Raw genomic sequence first — 22,536 nt, forward strand, 5'->3', positions numbered from 1 at the left:
GGGCTGCCCGCCTGGGTGGCGGGCGCAGCCCAAGACAGAAAAGCTCAGTCCAGGACCTGCCTGGACGCCGCGTCGTCGTCGGGCTGCTGCAAGGGCAACTGCTGTTGGTGCTGTTGCTCCACCGGCTGGCGCCCCGCGTCACGCCCCTGGTGGCGCGGCTCGCGCTCGGCAAACGCAGGGCGGTCGCCGCTGCCCCCGGCGGGGCGCTCGGCGAGCACCTTCATCGACAGCTTGATGCGGCCCTTTTCGTCGGTCTCCATGACCTTGACCTTCACGACCTGGCCCTCGCTCAGGTAGTCGGAGACCCGCTCGACGCGCTCGTGCGCGATCTGGCTGATGTGCAGCAGACCGTCCTTGCCGGGCAGCAGATTGACCAGCGCGCCGAAGTCCAGAATCTTCGTCACCGCGCCCTCGTAGATCTTGCCGATCTCGACCTCGGCCGTGATCTGCTCGATGCGGCGCTTGGCCTCGTCGGCCTGGGCGGCCTGCGTCGCGGCGATGGTGATCGTTCCGTCCTCGCCGATGTCGATCTGGCAACCGGTTTCCTCGGTCAGCGCGCGGATCACCGCACCGCCCTTGCCGATCACGTCGCGGATCTTCTCGGGGTTGATCTTCATCGTGTAGAGCTTGGGCGCGAAGTGCGACACCTCGGCCTTGGACTCGCCCATGGCCTCCTGCATCTTGCCCAGGATATGCATGCGCGCCTCCTTGGCCTGCGCCAGAGCCACCTGCATGATCTCCCGGGTGATTCCCTGGATCTTGATGTCCATCTGCAAGGCGGTGATTCCCTCGGTCGTGCCGGCGACCTTGAAGTCCATGTCGCCCAGATGGTCCTCGTCGCCGAGGATGTCGGTGAGGACGGCAAAGCGGTTGCCGTCCTTGATCAGGCCCATGGCGATGCCCGCGACATGCGCCTTCAGCGGCACGCCTGCGTCCATCAGCGACAGGCAGCCGCCGCAGACCGAGGCCATCGACGAGGAGCCGTTGGACTCGGTGATCTCCGAGACCACGCGCAGCGTGTAGGGGAACTCTTCCTTGCTCGGCAGCACGGCCGCCAGCGCGCGCTTGGCCAGACGGCCGTGGCCGATCTCGCGGCGCTTGGTCGAACCCATGCGGCCCACCTCGCCGGTGGCGAAAGGCGGCATGTTGTAGTGCAGCATGAAGCGGTCCTCGTACTCGCCCGCGAGCGCGTCGATGCGCTGCGCGTCGCGCTCGGTGCCCAGCGTGGTCACCACCAGCGCCTGCGTTTCGCCGCGCGTGAACAGCGCCGAGCCATGCGCGCGGGGCAGCACGCCGCTGCGGATTTCGATGGCGCGCACGGTGCGCGTGTCGCGGCCGTCGATGCGCGGCTCGCCCGCCAGGATCTGGCTGCGGACGATTCCGGCCTCGATGTCGAACAGCATGCCCTCGACCTTCGTGGCGTCGAACCCCAGGCCCCCGGCCGCGAGGTCCGCGAGAACGGCGGCGTAGGCTTCGCGGCAGGCCTGCGTGCGCGCCTGCTTGTTGCGCAGCTGGTACGCGGCGCGCAGCCGGTCGTTGGCCAGCGCCGTGACCTTGGCGATCAGGGCCTCGTCGCGGGCGGGCGCCGCCCACTGCCACACGGGCTTGCCGGCCTCGCGCACCAAATCGTGGATCGCGTCGATCACCACCTTGCCCTGCGCATGGCCGAACACCACGGCGCCGAGCATGATTTCTTCGGGCAACTGCCGGGCCTCGGATTCGACCATCAGCACGGCGGCCTCGGTGCCGGCGACGACCAAGTCCAACTGCGAGTTCTTGCGCGCCGTCGGGCCCGGGTTGAGCCGGTACTCACCGTCGATATAACCCACGCGCGCGGCGCCGATGGGGCCGTTGAACGGAATGCCCGAAATGGCCAAGGCCGCGCTGCTGGCGATGAGCGCGGCGATGTCGGCGTCCACCTCGGGGTTCAGCGACAGGGTGTGGATGACCACATGCACTTCGTTGAGGAAGCCCTCGGGGAACAGCGGACGGATCGGGCGGTCGATGAGCCGGCTGGTCAGCGTCTCGTGTTCGCTGGGCTTGGCTTCGCGCTTGAAAAAGCTGCCGGGGATCTTGCCCGCTGCGTAAGTCTTCTCGATGTAGTCCACGGTCAGCGGGAAAAAGTCCTGACCGGGCTTGGCCGACCTGGACGCGACCACGGTGGCCAGCACCACGGTGTCGTCGATAGCCACCAGCACCGCGCCAGAGGCCTGGCGGGCGATTTCGCCGGTCTCCATGACGACGGTCTTGTCGCCCCATTGGAAGGTCTTGCTGACTTTGTTGAAAATACCCATGTCGAACTCCTGTTGTAATGGCTGGCAGCACGCTGCCGGATGGTCTTCGAGGGCAATTCACAGAACACGATGCCATTCCAGTGGAACTGCCACCGGGGGCGCCAAGCCCATTGGAATGACACAGCTTCGCTCTGTTTCGCAGCCCCGAAGCAAAAAACGCCTGAGAGCGGCCCCAGGCGTCTTTGTGCAGTGAAGTATTACTTGCGCAACCCCAGCTTGGCGATCAGGGCGGTGTAACGGTCTGCGTCCCGGGCCTTGAGGTAGTCGAGCAGCTTGCGCCGGCGGCTGACCATGCGCAGCAGGCCGCGGCGACCGTGGTGGTCCTTGGCGTTCGCCTTGAAATGCGGGGTCAGCTCGTTGATGCGGGCAGTCAGCAGGGCCACCTGCACTTCCGGGCTGCCGGTGTCGTTGGCCGAACGGGCGTTCGCCTTGACGACCTCGGCCTTGATGGAGGATGCGATCATGATTTTCCTTGGAATGGAGCGGCCCGCCGCTGACGACAGACCACGGTTTTGACTTGCGCCAGCAGTTGGAACGGCCGCCGGCGTGCGTTTTGCACCATGCAAAACCGGGGAATTATAGCCCGAGCCAGATCCTGAGCCGCTGCGAGCCTTGTCCAACGTGGTGAGTCGGAAGGGGCGGTTCCTCCGGCGTGATGCTCGTCATGGGGCAACATTTCCAGCGTCACCACCATGCACGGAACGAACTTTCATGGCGTGCTCAGGCGGCTATGGACGACTGACGGGCGTTGCATGGCCTTGGCACCAACTGTTTCCACTGGTTCGTGCCGCCCGGCGCGCAGCTGTGCTACATTGCCCGCCATGCAAGCGCACGGCAGGTCTTACTTCTGGTCCTTTATCTCGCCCCCCGGCGGATGAGAGGCGCGCGCGCAAGCAGACACGAGCTCCCCCTACCAACCGCCGACGCTCCCGGGCCCGGCGGTTTTTTCGTTTTTCAGCCCTTCCGCTCTCATTCATCACGTCTCCACGAGGAAGCCCCATGACGGCCCAAGCCACCCCCTCCAGCGATGCCTGGTACCGCAGCGTCGAGAAAACCAGCCAGACCGACGACGAACGCATCAAGGACATCACCGTGCTGCCCCCTCCAGAGCATCTGATCCGCTTTTTCCCGATCCGCGCAACGCCGGTCGAGACGCTGATCACCCAGACCCGCAAAAGTATCCACCACATCATGGCGGGCAAGGACGACAGGCTGTTGATCGTCATCGGTCCCTGCTCGATCCACGATCCGGCGGCCGCGCTCGAATACGCACGCCGCCTCGCGGCAGCGCGTGCGCAGTACGCCGACACCCTGGAAATCGTGATGCGCGTGTACTTTGAAAAGCCGCGCACCACGGTGGGCTGGAAGGGGCTCATCAACGACCCCTACCTGGACGAGAGCTACCGCATCGACGAGGGCCTGCGCATTGCGCGCCAACTGCTCATCGAGATCAACCGCCTGGGCGTTCCGGCCGGCAGCGAGTTTCTGGACGTGATCTCGCCGCAATACCTCGGTGATTTGATCAGCTGGGGCGCGATCGGCGCGCGCACCACCGAAAGCCAGGTGCACCGCGAGCTGGCCTCGGGCCTGTCCGCGCCCATCGGCTTCAAGAACGGCACCGACGGCAACATCCGCATTGCCACCGACGCCATACAGTCGGCGGGCCGGGGGCACCACTTCCTGTCGGTGCACAAGAATGGCCAGGTGGCCATCGTCAACACCAAGGGCAACAAGGACTGCCACGTCATCCTGCGCGGCGGCAAAGTCCCGAACTACGATGCCGCGAGCGTCGCCGCCGCCTGCAAGGACCTGCAGGCCGCCAAGCTGCCCGCTACGTTGATGGTCGATTGCAGCCATGCGAACAGCAGCAAGCAGCATGAAAAGCAGCTCGACGTGGCGCGCGACGTCGCGGCGCAACTCGCAGGGGGATCGCGCAGCGTTTTCGGCCTGATGATCGAAAGCCACCTGAACGCGGGGGCCCAGAAATTCACGCCGGGCAAGGATCTGCCGGTCACGCTCGAATACGGCAAGAGCATTACCGACGCCTGCCTGGGTTGGGACGATTCACTGCGGGCCCTGGCGGATCTGGCGCACGCCGTGCAGGCGCGTCGCGCACACTGAGCGCTTGGACTGTGCCGCTGACGGGGTGACCGGGTGGCCGCCGCACGGGTGCTTGGGCGCGGCATTCAGCCCTGGCGATCCCAGTCAAAGCGCAGGGGTTCGCGGGCCTGGAACCGGGCCACGGCCTGCTGGTGGTAGTCGGTGCTGTGGGCCACCGTCTGGGCGTAGGCCTCCATCTCGGCCATGGCGTGGGCGTCAAGCTGGAAAGCCTGGTTCATGATTGACTTGGCCATTCCCAGGGCCGCCGTGGAGGCGTCGGCAAAGCGCGCAGCGAGCGCGCGCGCCCGGGTTTGCAACTGCGCCTCGGGGACGATGTCGTACACGATGCCCAGCGCACGCGCTTCCTCGGCCGCCATGGTGCGCGCGGTGAACACCAGTTCCTTCGCGCGCTGCAGGCCCACGATGCGCGGCAGCAACTGCATGGCGCCGAGGTCGGGGACGAGCCCGATGCGACCGAACACGGCGCAAAAGCGCGCGCGTGGCGTGGCCAGAATGAAATCAGCGGCCAGCGCCAGGCTGAACCCGGCGCCAAAGGCCGGACCGTCAACGGCGGCAATGACGGGTTTTTCCATATTCATCAGTTCGGGGAGCCAGCGGTGCAGTTGCCGGATGCGCTCGCGCCAGGCCATGCCGCCCTGCGTGGCGTCGAGCATCTGGGTAATGTCGCCGCCGGAGCAGAAAGCGCTCCCCGCGCCGCTGAGCAGCACGGCGTGCACGGTGTCGGCGTCGCGCACCCGGGCAATCGCTGCGGCCAGTTCCTCGCGCATCTGCTGGCTCAGGGCGTTGCGCGTCCGGGGGCAGTTCAGGGTGATTTGGGCAATGCCCTCGGAGCAATCGAGCAGGACGGCGGCTTCGGTCATCGGGATTCATTCCAACAAGAATGGCGCGCGGTAGCCCGGTAGTCGATTGGCGTGCTGCGCGGGAGGGCAGGGGCCCGGATGGGCTCAGATCGGGTTCTGACCGAACAACGTCGGCCGGACTCGGGCACCTCATCCTATGCGACCATGACCCATGCGGGCATCGGGCATACCGCCACGCGGACCTGCATGCCGGATGCTGCGACGGCATCCGATAATGGGGGCCGCCGATTGGTCGCAAATTCTTTGCGTCTGTGTTCTTCGGACTCGGGCTGACAGCGCTTGCGGGAACTCAAGCAGCGGCCGGCCTGTCGTAGCCGATGTGCGGTCAGCGCAGCCACCGGCCGGCCTGGACGGTGCTACCTGCGGTTATCGCCGCCCTGCAGAACAGGGGCCGGGCATCGTTGACAATGCTGCGCTGCGCAAAAATTCCAAGACCCTTCCGCAACGACTCTTCCATGAACTCCCCAAACATGTCCATCGTCTCTCTGGTGCTGCACGCCAGCTGGGTGGTGCAACTCGTCATGCTGCTGCTGCTGGGCGTATCCGTCGCCAGCTGGGCGGCGATTTTCCGCAAGCTGTTTTCCTTGAAGCGCGTGAAGGCGCTGAACGAAGATTTCGAGCGCGAATTCTGGTCCGGCACCAGCCTCAATGAGCTGTACGCCGGCGCCGCCCGAAACGCCGCACGGATCGGCCCCATGGAACGCATCTTTGCCAGCGGAATGCGCGAGTACCAGAAGCTGCGCGAGCGCCGCATCATGGACTCGGGAACCCTGCTTGACGGCACGCGCCGCGCCATGCGCGCGAGCTTCCAGCGCGAGATGGACATGGTCGAATCCAGCCTGTCGTTCCTCGCCTCCGTGGGCTCGGTGTCTCCGTATGTGGGTCTGTTTGGCACGGTTTGGGGCATCATGCACGCCTTCACGGGCCTGGCCGGAATGGAGCAGGTGACGCTGGCCACCGTGGCCCCCGGGATTGCCGAGGCGCTGGTGGCCACGGCCCTCGGCCTGTTTTCCGCGATCCCGGCCGTGATTGCGTACAACCGCTTTGCGCGTGACATCGACCGCGTGGCCACGCACCAGGAGACCTTCATCGAGGAGTTCTCCAACATCTTGCAGCGCAATCTGGGCGCGCAGCCCGCACACCACTGACTCTGAAGGAACCCGTATGCGGACCATGTCCACCACGGCGTCGCGCAGTCGCCGCACGATCAACGAAATCAACATGGTGCCGTTCATCGACGTGATGCTGGTGCTGCTCATCATCTTCATGGTGACGGCGCCCATGCTCACGCCGGGAACGATCGACCTGCCCCGCGTGCGCAAGAAGAGCCAAGACCTGCCCCGGGTGATGGCGCAGGTCATTGTCCAGAAGGACGGCTCGCTCCAGTTCAAGACGCCCGAGGCCAGCGTCAGCCTGAGCCGGCGTGAAATCGGTGACGCAGCGCTCCGCTGGCAAAAAAGCCGGGGGCAGGACGGCGCGGTGCTCATCAGCGCCGACAAGGGCGTGCCCTACGAAACGGTGGTCCAGGCCCTGGACGCGCTGCACCAGGCGGGCGTGCAGCGCGTCGGTCTGTCCGTCAGACAAGGTGTCTGAACCGAACCCGCCCCGCGTGAATCAGACGCCCATGCACGCGCACGACGACCACGACCAATTTGCCCCGCCCCGCGCGCCTGCGCGCCTGCGCGCCATCGTGCTCGCGGTGCTGGTCCACGCGGTGTTGATCGGCGCACTGACCTGGGGGGTGCATTGGAAGAACAGCGCTGACACGCCTGCGGTGGAGGCGCAGCTGTGGGCCGTCGTGCCCGAACACGGCGCCGCACCTGCACCGCAGCCGGTCACGCCACCGCCGCAGCCGCAACCGGTTACGCCCCCCCCTCCGCCGCCGCGTGCCGAGGAAGAGCCCGACACCCGCGTGGCCGACATGGCCATCGAACGCGAGAAAAAGCGCCTGGAACAGGAGCGCAAACGCAAGGAGGAAGAGCGGCGCAACCGCCTGGAGCAGGAAGAGCGTCAGCAAAAAGCGCAGCGCGAGCAGCAGCTTGCCGAGCAAAAAAAGGCCGAGCAGGACAAGCAAAAGAAACTCGCCGAAGACCGGCGCAAGGCCGAGGCGGAGGCCAGACAGCTGGCCGAACTGCGCGAAGCCAACCTGCGCCGCATTCAGGGCATGGCGGCGGGCACCACCGGCAGTGCCCAGCGCAACGCGGGGCCTTCGGGCAGCTATGGCGATAAGGTGGCCGCCAAGGTCAAGTCGAACATCGTGTACCCCGACGCGCTCTCGGGAAACCCGCGCGCGGTGGTTGAGGTGCGGGCCGCCCCCGAGGGCAGCATCGTGGGCAAGCGCCTGATTCAGTCCAGCGGGAACAAGGCCTGGGACGAGGCCGTGCTGCGCGCGCTCGACAAGACCGAGACGCTACCGCGTGATGTGGATGGGCGGGTTCCCCCTGCGCTGGAAATCGGCTTCCAACCCCGGGATTCCCGAGATTGAGCCGGAGGCGCTACCGTGCATGAGCCGGAGCGCTGCGGCGGGAATCGAAGATCAATGGTCGGCGTGGCGGGATTCGAACTCGCGACCCCTTGCACCCCATGCAAGTGCGCTACCAGGCTGCGCTACACGCCGAAAGAGGGTGGATTATAGGCAGAAAAATCCCCCGTCCGGATCCAGCAGTGCACGAATTTCAAATAACTCCTTGCGCACTGCATCCGCGTCCAGCAGGCCACCCTGGGCATCGGTGCCTGGCGCGCACAGACTCTCCTCCGGCGTTCCGGGTGCTTGCGCATCGGGCGCCGCGGCATCGAACCCTTCGGGCTCCTGCTCTTGCAGGCGATTGCGCGCCCCGTTGATGGTGAAGCCCTGCTCGTACAGCAGGTTCCGGATGCGGCGAATCATGAGCACTTCATGGTGCTGGTAGTAGCGTCGGTTGCCACGGCGCTTCATGGGGCGCAGTTGGGTGAACTCCTGCTCCCAGTAACGCAGGACATGGGGCTTGACGCCGCACAGCTGCGCCACCTCACCAATCGTGAAGTAGCGCTTGGCCGGGATCGAGGGAAAGGGTGTGTCCATGGGGTGCTGGATTCAGCAAGTCAAGCAGAAAAAACCGGCAAGCGTACCGCAGACGCACGGGGCTACGCAATGCATTCACGTGGCGGTCGCGATCTGGATCTGTTCCTTGAGTTTGCTGCTGGCATGAAACGTCACCACCCGGCGTGCGCAGATCGAAATCGCCTCGCCGGTGTGCAGATTACGCCCCGGACGGGGGAGCTTGGCGCGGGTCTGAAAATTGCCAAAGCCCGTCAGTTTGACGTCCTGGCCCTGCGCCAAGCTGTGCGTGATCAGCGCGAAGAACGCGTCGATCATGTCCTTGGATTCGCGCTTGTTCAGGCCGATCTGCTCGAACAGCAGGCCGGCCAGTTGCGCCTTGGTCAGCGCCGGGGTCTCCAGGCTTTCGACTGCCAATTCGAGCATGGCTTCACTCCTTTTGAAAACACCATCAGACACGCAGCCTGGCGCCCGTGCACTGGGCCAGCCGGGCCACCACCGCCTGCACTGCGGCGTCGATTTGCGCCTCGGTCAGCGTGGCCTCGTCGTGCCCCAGGGTCAGGCGCAGGGCCAGGCTTTTCTCACCTGCTGCCAAGCCACTTGCGGGCGTTTCTTCGCCCGCACGCCGGGCCTTCGGGCGGTACAGATCAAACAGCACGGCCGCGCGCAGCATGGTGCCGGGTACGGCCTGCTGCGCCGCGGCCATGATCTCGGCGTGCGTCACGCGCTCGGCGACCACCACGGCCAGATCGCGCTCCACCGCCTGCTGCCTGGGCACGGGCTGGAACCGGGGCAGCACGCGCTGCTGCACGGCGTCGAGCGCCAGTTCGAACAGCACCGGAGCCTGCGGCAGTTCCCACGACTGGCGCCACCGGGGATGCAGTTCACCGAGAAAACCGATGGTGTCCCCGTGCAGCAGCACGCGCGCGCAGCGGCCGGGGTGCATGGCGGGGTGGCTGGCCGGCTCAAAATCGGCTTGCAGCGGGGCCAACAGCGCCTCGACGTCGCCCTTCCCGTCGAAGAAATCGACGGCCTGCTCCTTGCGCCCCCATTGCAGCGCATCGTTCGGGCCGTAGGCCAGGGCGGCGACGCGCATGGGCTGGTGAATGCCTTCCACGGTGCTGTCGCTGGCGCGCACGCTGGCGTCGCGCAGGAACACGCGGCCCAGTTCGAACACGCGCACGCGCTCGCTGCGGCGGTCCAGGTTGAACTGGAGTACCTGCAGCAGCGAACCGAGCAGGGTCGAGCGCATCACGCCCATCTGGCTGGCGATGGGGTTGAGCAGTTTGATGGGCTGGGTATTCGCGGCGAGTTCATGCTCCCAGCGTTCCTGCACGAAGCTGAAGTTGATCGTTTCCTGATAGCCCAGGCCCGCCAGCGCGCGGCGCACGGCAAATGGGCTGCGCCGGGTCTCGGTCGCAGGCCGGGGCGTGATCGGTGCCAGGGGGGGCGTGTCGGGCAGCTTGTCGTAGCCGAGCGTGCGTGCCACTTCCTCGATCAGGTCTTCCTCGATCGCGATGTCAAAGCGGTACGCGGGCGGCGTGACCGTGAGGCAGCCCTCGCCCGGCACCACGGGCAGGCCCAGGCGCTGCAGCGCGTCGGCGCATTGCGACTGCGTGAGCGGCATGCCGATGACCTTCGCGGCGCGCGCCACGCGCAGCGTTACGGGCTGTGGCACGGGCAGGTTCAGGATCTGGTCGTCAACGGGTCCGCAGACGGTCTGCGGCGTTGCGCAGATGTCGATGACCAACTGCGTGATGCGCTCGATATGCTCCACGGTCAGGCTCGGATCGACGCCGCGTTCGAAGCGGTGGCCGGCTTCGGTCGCGAAGTGGAAGCGGCGCGAGCGCCCGGCCAGCGCCTTGGGCCACCAGAACGCGGCCTCGATGTAGATGTTGCGCGTATCCTCCGACACCGCCGTGGCGGCGCCGCCCATGATTCCGGCCAGCGATTCGACCTGCTGCGCGTCGGCGATCACCCCCACCTTGTCGTCCAGCGTGACGCGGCGGCCATCGAGCAATTCGAGTTGCTCGCCGGGCCGGCCCCAGCGCACGTCCAGGCCGCCGTGGATCTTGTCGAGGTCAAAAATATGCGAGGGGCGTCCGAGTTCGAACATCACGTAGTTGGAGATGTCCACCAGCGGCGCCACGCCGCGCTGACCGCAGCGCGCCAGGCGCTCGAGCATCCACTGCGGTGTGCGGGCGCGGGCGTTCACGTTGCGCACGATGCGGCCGGAAAAGCGCCCGCACAGGTCGCTGGCGCTGACCTTCACGCGCAGCGTGTCGCCGAGACCGGCTGCGACTGCGGGAAACGGGGGCTGCTGCAACGGCGCGCCGGTGAATGCCGAAAGTTCGCGCGCAACGCCATGGACGCTCAGGCAATGCGCGAGATTGGGCGTGAGCTTCAGGGTGAACAGGGTGTCGTCCAGGTCCAGGTGCACGCGGATGTCCTGGCCCGGAGGGGCGCCGGCGTCGAGTTCGAGCAAACCGCCGTGCTCTTGCGACAGCCCGAGTTCGCGGGCCGAGCACAGCATGCCCTGGCTTTGCACGCCGCGCAGTTCGCTTACCCGAATCAGAATGGGCTTGCCGCCCTCACCGGGCGGCAGTTCGGCGCCCACCAGGGCGCAAGGCACCTTGATTCCCGCGCGGGCGTTCGGCGCGCCGCACACGACGTCGAGCAAGGCCGCCTGCCCCACGTCAACCTGGCACAGGCGCAGGCGGTCGGCGTCGGGGTGGCGCACGGCCTGCCGGATCTCGCCCACCACGACCTTGCTGAAAGGCGGCGCCACGGGGCGCAGTTCCTCCACCTCGAGGCCGGCCATGGTCAGCGTTTCGGCCAATTCGGCCGTCGTCAGGGGCGGGTTGCAGAACGTGCGCAACCAGGATTCAGGAAATTGCATGCTCGGACTCTGGTGGGTAGCGGGGCGCGGCCACCGGGAGCGCGCCCCGCGGAAGGAATCTGCGGTATCGGCTTTACTGGAACTGCGACAGGAAGCGGATGTCGCCGTCAAAGAACAGGCGCAGGTCGTTGACGCCATAGCGCAGCATGCTCAGGCGGTCTGGTCCCATGCCAAAGGCAAAGCCGATGTGCTTCTCGGGGTCGAGTCCCATGTTGCGCACCACGTTGGGATGCACCTGGCCCGATCCGGCCACCTCCAGCCAGCGGCCCGCGAGCGGCCCGGTCTGGAAGCGGATGTCGATCTCGGCGCTGGGCTCGGTGAACGGGAAGAAACTGGGGCGAAAGCGCAGCACCAGGTCTTCGTGCTCGAAGAACGTGCGGCAGAAGTCGGTGAAGACGACCTTCAGGTCCTTGAAGCTCACGTTCTCGCCAATCCACAGGCCTTCGCATTGGTGGAACATGGGCGAGTGCGTGGCGTCGCTGTCAACGCGGTAGGTGCGGCCCGGGGCGATCACCCGGATCTCGGGGATGGACTGGCCCGCATCGAGCGCCGCCCGGTGCTTCTTCACATGCTGCAGCGCGTGGCGGATCTGCATGGGGCTGGTGTGCGTGCGCAGCAGGTTGGGCGCGCCGGCGCTGCCGCCCTCGACGTAGAAGGTGTCGTGCATGGAGCGCGCGGGATGGTCCTCGGGCGTGTTCAGCGCGCTGAAGTTGAACCAGTCGGTCTCGATCTCGGGACCTTCGGCGACGTCGAAACCCATGGAGCCGAAGATGCCCTGGATGCGCTCGAGCGTCAGCGACACCGGGTGCAGCCCCCCCGGTCCGCGCTGGCGGCCCGGCAGGCTCACGTCCAGCGCTTCGGCCTCGAGCTGCGCCTGCAGTTCGGCGTCGGCCAGGGCCTGGCGGCGTGCGTTCAGGGCCTCCTCGATGGCCTGCTTGGCCGCATTGATGGCTGCGCCGCGGGCTTTCTTTTCCTCCACGCCAAGCTGCGCCAGGCCCTTCATGAACTCGGTCACGCGGCCCGAACGGCCCAGAAACTGCGCCTTGGCGTTTTCCAGATCGGCCGGGGTGGCACTTTGGGCAAAGCGTTGCACCGCGCTCTCGACCAGGGAATCCAACTCATTCATGGCAACTCTTGAAAATGCACGAGGGCCAGCGCCTTTTCACAAGCCCTGACCCTCGTTGTTTGTCTGCGCGGCAAGCGAACCAGTGTTCTGCCCCGCGTCATGTGCCGATCTTCGCGCGGCAGGACACCAGGTCACCGGTCGTGAACACTCAAGCCGCCAGCCTGGCCTTGACCTGCTCCACGATGCTGCCAAAGGCCGCCCTGTCGTGCACCGCGAGGTCGGCGAGCATCTTGCGGTCGATCTCGATCGAGGCCTTCTTCAGGCCGTCAGCGAACTGGCTGTAGGTCAGGCCCAGTTCCCGGGCGGCGGCGTTGATGCGGGCAATCCACAGTTGGCGGAATACGCGCTTCTTGGTGCGGCGGTCGCGGTAGGCGTACTGCCCGGCCTTCATGACCGCCTGTTTGGCGATCCGGAAGACATTGCCGCGGCGACCACGGAAACCCTTGGCAAGGGCGAGAACTTTCTTGTGACGGGCACGGGCCGTTACACCACGTTTGACGCGAGGCATGTGAGTACTCCTTGTTCGTCGGTTGTCAAAGGCCGGCGCCCGGCAGCATCTGTGCAATGGAGCCCATGTCGGCCCCATGCACGGCAACCGAACCCCGCAGGTGGCGCTTGTTCTTGGTGCTCTTCTTGGTCAGGATGTGGCGTTTGAAGGCTTGGGCGCGCTTGACGGTACCACCGGGACGAACACGGAAGCGCTTCTTCGCGCTGCTCTTGGTTTTCATTTTGGGCATGTGACTGCTCCTGTTCATTGTGCTCGTGAGGCGTTTGCAAACCGATCTGCAAACTTGTTGGCCCCGAGCCACTTTTGTCGAAGTGGCTTTCGCCCTTCGTTCGGCGCCGCCGTGGCAGCGCCTGCGAACACCAGCGCCTTGCGGGCGTGGCGCGCGCATTCTCTCAGATTCCCGAATACTCCCGGATTCGGCCGTCAGGCCGTAGCGCCCGTTGCGGAAGCGGCTTCCGAAGCCGGTTTGGCAGCCGCCGGCTTTTTCTTGCCCGGGGCAATCATCATGATCATCTGGCGGCCTTCCAACTTGGGAAACTGCTCGATGATGATGCTGTCAGCCAGATCGTCGCGGATACGATTCAGCAGGGCCAAGCCCAGTTCCTGGTGCGTGATTTCACGTCCCCGGAAGCGCAGCGTGATCTTGCACTTGTCGCCATCGGCCAGGAAGCGGCGGATGTTGCGCATCTTGATGTTGTAGTCGCCATCATCGGTACCGGGGCGGAATTTGACTTCCTTGATTTCGATGACCGTTTGCTTGGCCTTGGCCTCGGCCGCCCGCTTTTGTTCCTGGTACTTGAACTTGCCATAGTCCATCAGGCGGCATACCGGGGGTTTCGCCGTGGCAGCGATTTCCACCAGATCCACGTCCAACTCACCCGCCATGCGCAGGGCTTCCGTCAGACTCACGACGCCCAGAGGCTCGTTTTCCGGCCCGGAGAGGCGGACCTCCGGAGCCAGGATTTCCCGGTTCAGGCGGTGCTTGCGCTCTTCGCGGTGGCGACGATCACGAAATTCAGTAGCGATGACTATCTTCCTTTAATTCAAATGCTACAAATTATGTAGCTACAAACGCGTGCATGGCTGGCGCCAAAGAATTCATGCATACCAGAATCAGACTTTGGTGGCGATGTCCTGGGCGATCAGTTCGGCGAAAGCTTCAACGGACATCACGCCGAGGTCACGGTTGCCCCGGCCACGCACTGCGACAGCGCCTGCGGCCTTTTCCTTGTCGCCTGCGACGAGGATGTACGGCAGCTTTTGCAACGAGTGCTCGCGTATTTTATAGGTGATCTTCTCGTTTCGTAGATCGAGCGCAACCCTGAGGTCTTGACCCGGCAGCATTTTTTGCAGCTTTGCGGCAATTTCGCGACAGTAGTCGGCCTGCGCGTCGGTGATGTTGAGCAGCGCCAACTGCACCGGCGCAAGCCAGACGGGGAGGGCGCCCGCGTAGTGCTCGATGAGCATGCCGATGAAGCGTTCCATGCTGCCCACGGTGGCGCGGTGCAGCATCAGCGGGCGCTTGCGGCTGCCGTCCTCGGCCACGTACTGCGCGTCCAGGCGCTCGGGCAGGTTCGGGTCGATCTGTAGCGTCCCGCACTGCCATTGGCGGCCCAGCGCGTCCTTGAGCGTGTATTCGATCTTCGGGCCGTAGAACGCGCCCTCGCCTGCAGCGATCTCGAACGCGCAGCCCGAATGGCGCAGGCCGTCCATCAGCGCCTTCTCGGCCAGGTCCCAGGATTCGTCCGTGCCGATGCGCGCATCGGGCCGCGTCGCCAGCTTGTAGATGATGTCGGTAAAACCGAAGTCCTTGTAGACCTTTTGCACCAAGGCCGTGTAGTTGGCGCACTCCTGGAGCACCTGCTCCTGCGTGCAGAAGATATGGCCATCGTCCTGCGTGAAACCGCGCACGCGCATGATGCCGTGCAGGCCACCCGTGGGCTCGTTGCGGTGGCAGGCGCCGAACTCGCCGTAGCGCAGCGGCAGATCGCGGTAGCTCTTGATCCCCTGCTTGTAAATCAGGATGTGGCCGGGGCAGTTCATCGGCTTGAGCGCATAGGCGCGCTTTTCCGATTCGGTCGTGAACATGTTGTCGCGGTACTTGTCCCAGTGGCCTGTTTTCTCCCACAGGCTCTGGTCCAGGATCTGCGGGCCCTTGACCTCCTGGTAGCCGTTGTCGCGGTACACGCGGCGCATGTACTGCTCCACCTCCTGCCACAGGGCCCAGCCCTTGGGGTGCCAGAACACGGTGCCCGGCGAGTGCTCGTCCAGGTGGAACAGGCCCAGCTCGCGGCCCAGCCTGCGGTGGTCGCGCTTCTCGGCCTCTTCGAGCACGCGGAGGTATTCCTGCAGTTCCTCCCGGCTCGCCCAGGCCGTGCCATAGATGCGCTGCAGCATCTCGTTGCGGTGGTCGCCGCGCCAGTAGGCGCCCGCCACCTTCATGAGCTTGAAGAATTTCAGCCGGCCCGTGCTGGGCACATGCGGGCCGCGGCACAGGTCTTCGAAATGGCCTTCGCGGTACAGGCTCAGTTCTTCGCCGCCGGGGATTGCGGCAATGATCTCGGCCTTGTAGTGCTCGCCCAGGCCCTTGAAGTAGGCCACGGCCTCGTCGCGCGGCAGCACGCGGCGCACGACGGGCTCGTCCCTTGCGGCCAGTTCCTGCATGCGCTTCTCGATCGCCGCCAAGTCTTCGGGCGTGAAGGGGCGCTGGTACGCAAAGTCGTAGAAGAAGCCGTTTTCGATCACCGGACCGACGGTCACCTGCGCTTCGGGGAACAACTCCTTGACGGCGTAGGCCAGCAGATGGGCCGTGGAGTGGCGGATCAGTTCCAGCCCTTCGGCGTCCCGGGCCGTGATGATGGACAGCGGGCTGTCCGCCGTGATCTGGTGGCTGGTGTCCACCAGCCTGTCGCCAATCTTGCCGGCCAGGGCGGCCTTGGCCAGCCCCGGGCCGATGGATGCCGCCACCTCGGTCACCGTCACGGGGCCCGGAAATTCGCGCTGCGCGCCATCGGGGAGCGTGATCCGAATCATGGGAGTCATTCTTTCCTTGCCAATGGGGCGCGTGCGCCAGGCCCGGCAACAAGCATGGCGCGCATCCCCTCTGCTGCTTTACGTGGAGGATGCACAGAGACGCCGCTCGAGCGCTGCATTCATGGCACCAAAGCCACGCTCGGTGTCATGCCGAATGCTGTGGAATATGGGTGCAGACAAGAGACCGGAGAAAGCCTCGCTATGCGTCAGTTCGGTTCTTGCATTCGGCAAGGACCGAAGGTCGAACTGGTGCAGGCCACAGAAAAGCCATGTGCTGCCTTTCCAGGACCCACGCCATGCCAGCGATTGCGCGGGGACCAGGGTGAGCAGTGTCGCTTCAAAGGTTTGGCGTTTGGGGGGCTGCAAGATCACCGCAATGCGCAAGGACGCACCCAGCGTGCACTGCCCGGAAATCTCGACGATAAACGGATTCCAGGAAGGGTAATTTGCAAAATCCGCGAGTACGGCCCATACGTCGTTCACAGGTGCGTCCATCTGGATCCGGGTGGTGATTTTCTTGGTCATGACGGGGGGCCATCCCGTACCGGTGCGTACGGCCAGCCTCAGCGGCCGGGGGAGTGATCTCGTGGAATGAATGGGCGCGCATCTTACCTTGTCGGAACATGACGCGAACTGCTTGCGTTTCCTTTCGTGCTGCCATTTGCGGGTCAGGACACCCGTGCGGGTGCTCACCGCTCTCTGGAAGGAAGCAAGGAATCGGCACCGGCGGCTTGAAAGTTCATGAGCCGCAGCCCCTCTACCTCGTCGCTGAGCGGCGGGTAGTCGCGCCAGTGCGGCAGGTTGTAGTGCCACCACTCCTTCGGGTTGTGCGCAAAGCCGCTGGCCACCATCAGGCCGAGCAATAGCGCGCGGTTGCGCTGGGCCACGATCGGCACGTCGATGCGGCCGTGGCCGGACTGCGCCGTCATGTCGTCAAAGTCGGTGCCCATGTCCAGCGGCTCGCCCGCGCTGTTGGCCAACGTCAGGTCAACCGCCACGCCCCGGCTGTGCATCGGGCCCTGGCGTGGGTCGGCAACGAAGTTCGGGTCGGGTAGCACCTTCCACAACAGCCATTGGGCCGCCACCGGGCGGTAGGCGTCAAACACGCGCAGCCGCAGGTTCTGCGCTGCGGCGAGCGCAGCGGCGCGCAGCAGGGCCTGCAATGCATGCGGATGCAGCAAGGCGACCGTGCGCTGGTAGATGGGCCGCCGGGTCAGGTTGTCGGCGCTGGCATAGAGCAGGTCGATGTCGATCGAAGGATGAGAAATGGTTTCGAGAAGCATGGGGTCATGGGTGGCGTTCATGCGGGGAGCGCATGCAAGGGCACTGCGCAGTCGCTCGCGTGCACGGATGGCGCTGCTTGCAGCCACGGCAGTGTAGACGCAGCCGTCGCGGGGCCGGCCGGGTGAGCGGCGGATGGCAGAATGCCGCCATGTTCACAGGCATCGTCCAGGCCACCGCCGCCATCGCCGCGGTCCACGCGCGCGCGGGGCTGCGCAGCCTGCTCCTGGAATTCCCCGCGGGCTTCTGCGAGGACCTGGGCATCGGCGCGAGCGTGTCGGTCGATGGCGTGTGCCTCACGGTCACCGGGCGGCCCTCGCCGACCGCGGCCGCGTTCGACGTGATGCAGCAGAGCCTGAACCTGACCACGCTGGGCGATTACGCGCCGGGCGAGCGCGTGAACGTGGAGCGCGCTGCCAGGGACGGCGCGGAGATCGGCGGGCACCCGCTGTCGGGGCACATCGACTTTGCGGCCACGCTCGCCGGGGTGCGCGCGGCCGAGGGCAATCTGGTGTGGCGCGTGGCCGTGCCGCCCGCGTTTTGCAAATACCTTTTTGCCCGGGGCTACATCGCCGTCCATGGTGCGAGCCTCACGCTGTCCGAGGTGAACCGCGCCGAAGGCTGGTTCGAGGTGTGGCTGATTCCCGAGACGCGCCGCGCCACGGTGTTCGAGCACAAGCGCGCCGGCGACCGGTTGAACATTGAGATCGAACGCAGCACGCAGGTGCTGGTGGATACCGTGCGCGAGGCGGTGCACGAAAGCCTGGGTCGCCTGCAGCCCGTGCTGGAGGAATTGCTTGCGCAAAAGGGCCTGGCGCTCGAAGACTTCGTGCCGCCGGCGTGGCCACCGCACGCAGGCGGGCCGCCTGCTGCGCCGTGAGTCCGGCGTGTGTAGCCGGGCTCGACGAGCAGGGCCCTGCTCGTCGAGCAACACATCGTGCACCGCCGGGTGGATCGGCGGCTTCGGTCTGTCCGCATGAAGTGATGGTGCGCGCGCCATACCCCGAGACTCTCGCATGAACTTTGACCTCACAGAAGAACAAAGCGCCTTTGCCCGGAGCGCGCGCGCCTTTGCCCGGGCTGAATTCGCGCCCCACGCCGCACGCTGGGACGCCGAGGCCATTTTCCCCAGGGAGGCGATTGCCCAGGCCGGAAAGCTCGGTTTCTGCGGCCTGTACGCTCCCGAGGCTGCGGGCGGTCTGGCGCTGCCCCGGCTCGACGCCACGCTGGTGTTCGAGGAACTGGCGGCCGTCGATCCGTCGACCAGCGCCTTCATCAGCATCCACAACATGGCAACCTGGATGCTCGGCACCTGGGCCACGCCCGCCGTGCGCGAGCATTGGGGTCCGCTGCTGAGCGCGGGCGAAAAGCTGGCCTCGTACTGCCTGACCGAACCCGGTGCGGGATCGGACGCCGCGGCGCTCAAGACCCGGGCCGAACGGGTGCGCGACGAATACCACATCGATGGCAGCAAGGCCTTCATCTCGGGCGCGGGCAGCACCGACGTGCTGCTGCTCATGGCGCGCACCGGCGGCGCAGACTCGGGCGCGGGCGGAATCAGCGCGTTCGTGGTTCCGGCCGACGCCGCGGGAATCAGCTATGGGAAAAAGGAGCACAAGATGGGTTGGAACAGCCAGCCCACGCGCAGCATCCGCTTCGACGGCGTGCGCATCCCCGCCGACCACCTGCTCGGCCGCGTGGGCGAAGGCTTCAAGATCGCCATGCAGGGGCTGGACGGCGGGCGCATCAATATTGCTGCCTGCTCGGTCGGCGCGGCGCAGGGCGCGCTCGAAGCCGCCCGGCAGCACATGCACGAGCGCTGCCAGTTCGGCCAGCCGATCGCGCACTTTCAGGCGCTGCAGTTCAGGCTCGCCGACATGGCCACCGAACTGGTCGCCGCGCGCCAGATGGTGCGCCTGGCGGCGAGCAAGCTCGACGCGGGTGCGCGCGACGCCAGCACCTATTGCGCCATGGCCAAGCGTTTCGCCACCGACGCGGGTTTTGCCGTGTGCAACGAGGCGTTGCAACTGCACGGCGGCTACGGCTATATCCGCGAGTACCCTCTGGAGCGCCTGCTGCGCGACGTGCGCGTGCACCAGATCCTCGAAGGCAGCAATGAAATCATGCGCGTGATCATTGCGCGGCGCATGCTCGACGGCGACGCCCCGGATACCATCCGTTAGCGTTGGACCTTGCCCCTTGGACGGCCGGCGCAAGCGGCATTTTTTACCGAAAAACGGGAGACAAGCGCATGAAAATCGCATTCATCGGCCTGGGCAACATGGGCAGCCCCATGGCTCTGAACCTGCACCAGGCAGGCTACTCGGTACAGGCGTTTGATCTCTCACGCCCCGCGTGCGACAGGCTCGCCGCTGCGGGCGTTCCGATCGCCGCCGATGCCGTCGCGTCGGTACAGGGCGCGCAGATCGTGATCAGCATGCTGCCCGCGAGCCGGCATGTCGAAGCGCTCTTTCTGGGGGATGGCACGCGGGCGGGCCTGTTGCCGCTGCTCGCCGCGGGCACGCTGGTGATTGACTGCTCGACCATCGCCGCAGCGGCCGCGCGCAAGGTGGCTGACGTGGCGCATGCCCGGGGCGTTCTGTTCATCGACGCCCCCGTCTCGGGCGGAACGGGCGGCGCCGTGGCAGGTTCGCTGACCTTTATGGTGGGGGGCGACGCCGCAGCGCTGGAACGCGCGCGCCCGGTGCTGGAGAAGATGGGCACGAACATCTTCCACGCAGGCGGCGTGGGCGCGGGCCAGACGGCGAAGATCTGCAACAACATGCTGCTGGGAATCCTGATGGCAGGCACCAGCGAGGCCATCGTCCTGGGCGTGGCCAACGGCCTGGACCCCAAGGTATTGAGCGAAATCATGCGCCGCAGCTCGGGCGGCAACTGGGCGCTGGAGAAGTACAACCCCATGCCTGGCGTGATGCAGACGGCTCCTGCCGCCAAGGGCTACACCGGTGGCTTTGGCACCGACCTGATGCTCAAGGACCTGGGCCTGGCGCAGGAGAGCGCGACCGCGGTGCAGGCTGCCACCCCCCTGGGCGGACTGGCGCGCAGCCTGTACGCCGCGCACAGCCTTGCGGGCAACGGCGCGCTGGACTTCTCGAGCATCATCTGCATGCTGCAAAAGCGCTGAGGCGCAGAGGCCATCGGCCATCAGGCCAGGGTATGCAGCGGAATGTCTTGCGCCTGCGCGAGCGCGTCGAGCTGCGCGCGGGTCTGCGTGCGCAGGAACCCGGCGATCGCCTGGTGCGTGGCCGGGGCGTGGAGCCGCAGCGCGTCCCCGGTGGCGGGCAGGCCGGCGGCGGCGCACAGGCGTGCGGCAAAGTGCGGCTCCAGCGCGGCCACGGCGACCCGTCCGTCGGCGCAGGGGTAGACGCGGTAGCCCGCGTGCCCGCCGCCCACGGGGCCCTCGGGCGTGGTCAGGCCCCAGTCGCGTGGCAGGGCCAGCCAGGCTGCGGCGTCCGCCAGCGCGACCTCGATGCACGCGCCGGCGCCGGTGTGGGCGCGCTCCAGCAGGGCTTGCAGAACGGCCTCGCTGGCCATCAGGGCGCCGCCCATGTCGGCGTAGAGCGTGGGCGGCATTTCGTCTCCCGTGACCAGGCCGGCCTTGGCCAGGTAGGTCAGATCGTGGCCCGGCTCTTCGGCGCGTTCGCCCGCGGTGCCCACGATGCGTATCAGCGACAGGCGGGGGTAGCGCGCCTGCAGGGTGTCCTGGTCCAGCCCCAGCCGGGCCAGCGCAGACGGCCGAAAGGAGGTGAGCAGCGCGTCGCTGCGCGCCAGTTCCGCGTGCAGGCTGGCCTGGCCTGCGGGCGTTTTCAGGTCCGCGTACAGCAGCCGCACCCCCGCGTGCAGCGTGGCATGGACCGCGGGGTCATGGCTGGCCATGGGGTCGACACTGCATTGGCCGGGGGCGGGTGGGGATTCGAGCTTGCTGCATTCGGCGCCCATGCGCGCGCAGCGCATCAGCGCCGCAGGGCCGGGCAGATTCAGCGCCAGGCTCAGGATGCGGGTGTTGCGCAGCGGTTGGGGCAGGGCAGGGGGCATGGGGCGGTGCTCTTGCGCTGCCGTCAGAGCACTTGCGCAATGGCCCGGCAGACGTAGCCCATGTTCCTGTCGTTGAGCGCGGCCACGCACATGCGGCCGGTGTCGGTGCCGTATACGCCGAATTCATTGCGCAGGCGCAGCATTTGTTCGCGGCTCAGGCCCGAGTAGCTGAACATGCCGATTTGCCGGGCGATGAATCCCATGTCCTGCGGCACGCCGGCGGCCTTCAGTCCATCGACCAACTGCTGGCGCACGGCCTGGATGCGCGTGCGCATGTGCGTCAGCTCTTTCTCCCACAGGGCGCGCAGTCCGGGGTCGTTCAGCACGGCGGCGACCACGGCGCCACCGTGGGTCGGGGGCGTGGAGTAGTTGGCGCGGATGACGATTTTGAGCTGGCTCAGCACCCGGCTGGCTTCCTGCTTGTCGGCGCAGAGCACCGACAGGCTGCCCACGCGCTCGCCGTACAGGCTGAGGTTCTTGGAAAACGAGGTGGACACGAGGAAGTTCAGGCCGGCAGCGACACATTTGCCGATTACCGCGCCGTCTTCGGCGATTCCCTGGCCAAAGCCCTGGTAGGCCATGTCGAGGAAGAGCGTGAGGCCCCGAGCCTGGAGTACGGCGATGACTTGGTCCCACTGCGCGGAGTCGAGGTCGCAGCCGGTGGGGTTGTGGCAGCAGGCGTGCAGCACGACGATGCTGCCGGGGGCGGCAGCGTTCAGGTCCGCGAGCAAGGCTTCGATGTTCAGGCCGCGCTTTGCGGCGTCATAGTAGGTGTAGCTGCCGACGGCAAAGCCCGCCTGGGTGAACAGGGCGCGGTGGTTTTCCCAGCTCGGGTCGGAGATCAGCACCCGGGCGTCGGGGCTGAGCTTTTTCAGGAAGTCGGCGCCGATCTTCAGGCCACCGGTGCCGCCGATGGCCTGCACGGTGGCCACGCGGCCGGATTGGACGGGCTCGCTGTCGGCGCCGAACACCAGGCCCCTGACGGCCTGGTCGTAGGCCGCGATGCCGTCGATGGGCAGGTAGCCGCGCGCGCTGGGGGCGCGCATCAGGTTTTTCTCGGCAGCCTGCACGCATTCCAGCAGGGGCAGCTTGCCGTGCGCGTCGAAATAAACGCCGACGCCCAGGTTCACCTTGTCGGCCCTGGTGTCGGCGTTGAACTGCTCGCTCAGGCCCAGGATGGGGTCGCGCGGGGCCATTTCGACGGCGGTGAACAAGGACATGAGAATTCTCCAGAGCTTGGTCGATGGCAAAGCAAAGTGGTGTTACCGTGCCGGGTTGGGTCAATTCTAGTGCGCTGGAGAGGCCCGCCCATCCCCACCGC

General features: G+C 66.3%; 22 protein-coding genes and 1 tRNA gene. 7 read left to right on the forward strand and 16 right to left on the reverse strand.

Translation table 11 applies throughout. The features are described from left to right. Window positions 1–44 precede the first annotated feature (44 nt). Together pnp and rpsO are read right to left on the reverse strand one after the other, a co-directional pair. Entirely contained in the window at window positions 45–2,294 is a 2,250-nt protein-coding gene (gene pnp, locus D5041_RS14130; RefSeq protein ID WP_265281070.1) for a polyribonucleotide nucleotidyltransferase, read from the reverse strand. A gap of 197 nt (window positions 2,295–2,491) precedes the next feature. Next, entirely contained in the window at window positions 2,492–2,758 is a 267-nt protein-coding gene (gene rpsO / locus D5041_RS14135) for a 30S ribosomal protein S15 (RefSeq protein ID WP_010102664.1), read from the reverse strand. A gap of 535 nt (window positions 2,759–3,293) precedes the next feature. Here rpsO and D5041_RS14140 point away from each other — a divergent pair. Next, window positions 3,294–4,415, forward strand: coding sequence for a 3-deoxy-7-phosphoheptulonate synthase (locus tag D5041_RS14140; RefSeq protein WP_265284975.1), 1,122 nt, complete (start codon window positions 3,294–3,296; stop codon window positions 4,413–4,415). 65 nt (window positions 4,416–4,480) lie between these two features. On the opposite strand, the gene D5041_RS14145 is transcribed toward D5041_RS14140, so the two are convergent. Further along, a complete protein-coding gene (locus D5041_RS14145) occupies window positions 4,481–5,275 on the reverse strand; it encodes an enoyl-CoA hydratase/isomerase family protein (protein WP_010102670.1) in 795 nt (264 codons plus the stop codon). Window positions 5,276–5,730: 455 nt separating this feature from the next. On the opposite strand from D5041_RS14145, the gene tolQ reads away from it, so the two are divergent. From tolQ to tolA, 3 genes are read left to right on the forward strand one after another with little or no spacing between them, the layout of a single operon-like run. Continuing rightward, on the forward strand, window positions 5,731–6,423 hold the full coding sequence (gene tolQ, locus D5041_RS14150) for a protein TolQ (protein ID WP_029554171.1): 693 nt from the start codon (window positions 5,731–5,733) through the stop codon (window positions 6,421–6,423). A 16-nt stretch (window positions 6,424–6,439) separates the two neighbouring features. Further along, entirely contained in the window at window positions 6,440–6,868 is a 429-nt protein-coding gene (locus D5041_RS14155) for a biopolymer transporter ExbD (RefSeq protein WP_010102674.1), read from the forward strand. A gap of 31 nt (window positions 6,869–6,899) precedes the next feature. Beyond that, window positions 6,900–7,760, forward strand: coding sequence for a cell envelope integrity protein TolA (tolA, locus tag D5041_RS14160; protein ID WP_265285103.1), 861 nt, complete (start codon window positions 6,900–6,902; stop codon window positions 7,758–7,760). A 55-nt stretch (window positions 7,761–7,815) separates the two neighbouring features. Here the strand turns inward: tolA and D5041_RS14165 are convergent. From D5041_RS14165 to ddpX, 11 genes are all read right to left on the reverse strand, one after another. Then, a tRNA-Pro gene (locus D5041_RS14165) sits at window positions 7,816–7,892 on the reverse strand. Between the two features lie 12 nt (window positions 7,893–7,904). Beyond that, a complete protein-coding gene (locus D5041_RS14170; protein ID WP_265256973.1) occupies window positions 7,905–8,336 on the reverse strand; it encodes a MerR family transcriptional regulator in 432 nt (143 codons plus the stop codon). A 75-nt stretch (window positions 8,337–8,411) separates the two neighbouring features. Continuing rightward, on the reverse strand, window positions 8,412–8,738 hold the full coding sequence (locus tag D5041_RS14175; protein WP_010102677.1) for an integration host factor subunit alpha: 327 nt from the start codon (window positions 8,736–8,738) through the stop codon (window positions 8,412–8,414). A 25-nt stretch (window positions 8,739–8,763) separates the two neighbouring features. Further along, the gene (pheT, locus tag D5041_RS14180; protein ID WP_265284976.1) at window positions 8,764–11,211 is read right to left on the reverse strand and encodes a phenylalanine--tRNA ligase subunit beta; all 2,448 of its coding nucleotides are present in this window, start codon (window positions 11,209–11,211) and stop codon (window positions 8,764–8,766) included. Between the two features lie 73 nt (window positions 11,212–11,284). Then, on the reverse strand, window positions 11,285–12,337 hold the full coding sequence (pheS, locus tag D5041_RS14185) for a phenylalanine--tRNA ligase subunit alpha (protein WP_265284977.1): 1,053 nt from the start codon (window positions 12,335–12,337) through the stop codon (window positions 11,285–11,287). Window positions 12,338–12,485: 148 nt separating this feature from the next. Next, complete coding sequence (gene rplT / locus D5041_RS14190) at window positions 12,486–12,845, reverse strand: 50S ribosomal protein L20 (RefSeq protein WP_010102685.1); 360 nt, start codon at window positions 12,843–12,845, stop codon at window positions 12,486–12,488. Window positions 12,846–12,870: 25 nt separating this feature from the next. Beyond that, a complete protein-coding gene (gene rpmI / locus D5041_RS14195) occupies window positions 12,871–13,074 on the reverse strand; it encodes a 50S ribosomal protein L35 (protein WP_010102687.1) in 204 nt (67 codons plus the stop codon). A 194-nt stretch (window positions 13,075–13,268) separates the two neighbouring features. Then, window positions 13,269–13,871, reverse strand: coding sequence for a translation initiation factor IF-3 (gene infC, locus D5041_RS14200; RefSeq protein ID WP_169315374.1), 603 nt, complete (start codon window positions 13,869–13,871; stop codon window positions 13,269–13,271). Between the two features lie 87 nt (window positions 13,872–13,958). Then, window positions 13,959–15,878 (reverse strand): threonine--tRNA ligase, encoded by a 1,920-nt coding sequence (gene thrS, locus D5041_RS14205; protein WP_010102691.1) that lies wholly within the window; start codon window positions 15,876–15,878, stop codon window positions 13,959–13,961. 78 nt (window positions 15,879–15,956) lie between these two features. Beyond that, window positions 15,957–16,403: an SRPBCC domain-containing protein gene (locus D5041_RS14210; protein WP_265284978.1), complete on the reverse strand. Its 447-nt coding sequence runs from the start codon at window positions 16,401–16,403 to the stop codon at window positions 15,957–15,959. A gap of 164 nt (window positions 16,404–16,567) precedes the next feature. Further along, window positions 16,568–17,161, reverse strand: a complete 594-nt coding sequence (gene ddpX, locus D5041_RS14215; protein WP_138927814.1) for a D-alanyl-D-alanine dipeptidase — start codon at window positions 17,159–17,161, stop codon at window positions 16,568–16,570. 149 nt (window positions 17,162–17,310) lie between these two features. Here ddpX and D5041_RS14220 point away from each other — a divergent pair, with 149 nt between their 5' ends. The 3 genes from D5041_RS14220 to mmsB all read left to right on the forward strand — a co-directional run bounded on the left by D5041_RS14220 (window position 17,311) and on the right by mmsB (window position 20,304). After that, complete coding sequence (locus D5041_RS14220; RefSeq protein WP_265284979.1) at window positions 17,311–18,039, forward strand: riboflavin synthase subunit alpha; 729 nt, start codon at window positions 17,311–17,313, stop codon at window positions 18,037–18,039. A gap of 136 nt (window positions 18,040–18,175) precedes the next feature. Then, a complete protein-coding gene (locus tag D5041_RS14225) occupies window positions 18,176–19,342 on the forward strand; it encodes an acyl-CoA dehydrogenase family protein (protein ID WP_010102699.1) in 1,167 nt (388 codons plus the stop codon). 68 nt (window positions 19,343–19,410) lie between these two features. Beyond that, window positions 19,411–20,304, forward strand: a complete 894-nt coding sequence (gene mmsB / locus D5041_RS14230) for a 3-hydroxyisobutyrate dehydrogenase (protein WP_265284980.1) — start codon at window positions 19,411–19,413, stop codon at window positions 20,302–20,304. A 20-nt stretch (window positions 20,305–20,324) separates the two neighbouring features. On the opposite strand, the gene D5041_RS14235 is transcribed toward mmsB, so the two are convergent. Both D5041_RS14235 and D5041_RS14240 read right to left on the reverse strand, forming a co-directional pair. Then, on the reverse strand, window positions 20,325–21,215 hold the full coding sequence (locus D5041_RS14235; RefSeq protein ID WP_265281056.1) for a CoA transferase: 891 nt from the start codon (window positions 21,213–21,215) through the stop codon (window positions 20,325–20,327). A gap of 23 nt (window positions 21,216–21,238) precedes the next feature. Beyond that, window positions 21,239–22,435 (reverse strand): amino acid aminotransferase, encoded by a 1,197-nt coding sequence (locus tag D5041_RS14240; RefSeq protein WP_265284981.1) that lies wholly within the window; start codon window positions 22,433–22,435, stop codon window positions 21,239–21,241. Between the last annotated feature and the right edge of the window lie 101 nt (window positions 22,436–22,536).

It is taken from the genome of Verminephrobacter aporrectodeae subsp. tuberculatae (genome assembly GCF_026127385.1).
Taxonomy (GTDB): Bacteria; Pseudomonadota; Gammaproteobacteria; order Burkholderiales; family Burkholderiaceae_C; genus Acidovorax; species Acidovorax aporrectodeae.

Excerpts from the sequence above, each read along its gene's own strand:
- pheS (WP_265284977.1), bottom strand. The coding sequence starts at position 12,337 with ATGAATGAGTTGGATTCCCTGGTCGAGAGCGCGGTGCAACGCTTTGCC.
- rpsO (WP_010102664.1), bottom strand. The coding sequence starts at position 2,758 with ATGATCGCATCCTCCATCAAGGCCGAGGTCGTCAAGGCGAACGCCCGT.
- tolQ (WP_029554171.1), top strand. The coding sequence starts at position 5,731 with ATGAACTCCCCAAACATGTCCATCGTCTCTCTGGTGCTGCACGCCAGC.
- D5041_RS14240 (WP_265284981.1), bottom strand. The coding sequence starts at position 22,435 with ATGTCCTTGTTCACCGCCGTCGAAATGGCCCCGCGCGACCCCATCCTG.
- D5041_RS14170 (WP_265256973.1), bottom strand. The coding sequence starts at position 8,336 with ATGGACACACCCTTTCCCTCGATCCCGGCCAAGCGCTACTTCACGATT.
- D5041_RS14225 (WP_010102699.1), top strand. The coding sequence starts at position 18,176 with ATGAACTTTGACCTCACAGAAGAACAAAGCGCCTTTGCCCGGAGCGCG.
- D5041_RS14210 (WP_265284978.1), bottom strand. The coding sequence starts at position 16,403 with ATGACCAAGAAAATCACCACCCGGATCCAGATGGACGCACCTGTGAAC.
- pnp (WP_265281070.1), bottom strand. The coding sequence starts at position 2,294 with ATGGGTATTTTCAACAAAGTCAGCAAGACCTTCCAATGGGGCGACAAG.
- D5041_RS14175 (WP_010102677.1), bottom strand. The coding sequence starts at position 8,738 with ATGCTCGAATTGGCAGTCGAAAGCCTGGAGACCCCGGCGCTGACCAAG.
- pheT (WP_265284976.1), bottom strand. The coding sequence starts at position 11,211 with ATGCAATTTCCTGAATCCTGGTTGCGCACGTTCTGCAACCCGCCCCTG.
- mmsB (WP_265284980.1), top strand. The coding sequence starts at position 19,411 with ATGAAAATCGCATTCATCGGCCTGGGCAACATGGGCAGCCCCATGGCT.
- D5041_RS14220 (WP_265284979.1), top strand. The coding sequence starts at position 17,311 with ATGTTCACAGGCATCGTCCAGGCCACCGCCGCCATCGCCGCGGTCCAC.
- D5041_RS14235 (WP_265281056.1), bottom strand. The coding sequence starts at position 21,215 with ATGCCCCCTGCCCTGCCCCAACCGCTGCGCAACACCCGCATCCTGAGC.
- D5041_RS14145 (WP_010102670.1), bottom strand. The coding sequence starts at position 5,275 with ATGACCGAAGCCGCCGTCCTGCTCGATTGCTCCGAGGGCATTGCCCAA.
- D5041_RS14140 (WP_265284975.1), top strand. The coding sequence starts at position 3,294 with ATGACGGCCCAAGCCACCCCCTCCAGCGATGCCTGGTACCGCAGCGTC.
- D5041_RS14155 (WP_010102674.1), top strand. The coding sequence starts at position 6,440 with ATGCGGACCATGTCCACCACGGCGTCGCGCAGTCGCCGCACGATCAAC.
- rpmI (WP_010102687.1), bottom strand. The coding sequence starts at position 13,074 with ATGCCCAAAATGAAAACCAAGAGCAGCGCGAAGAAGCGCTTCCGTGTT.
- thrS (WP_010102691.1), bottom strand. The coding sequence starts at position 15,878 with ATGATTCGGATCACGCTCCCCGATGGCGCGCAGCGCGAATTTCCGGGC.
- rplT (WP_010102685.1), bottom strand. The coding sequence starts at position 12,845 with ATGCCTCGCGTCAAACGTGGTGTAACGGCCCGTGCCCGTCACAAGAAA.
- tolA (WP_265285103.1), top strand. The coding sequence starts at position 6,900 with ATGCACGCGCACGACGACCACGACCAATTTGCCCCGCCCCGCGCGCCT.
- ddpX (WP_138927814.1), bottom strand. The coding sequence starts at position 17,161 with ATGCTTCTCGAAACCATTTCTCATCCTTCGATCGACATCGACCTGCTC.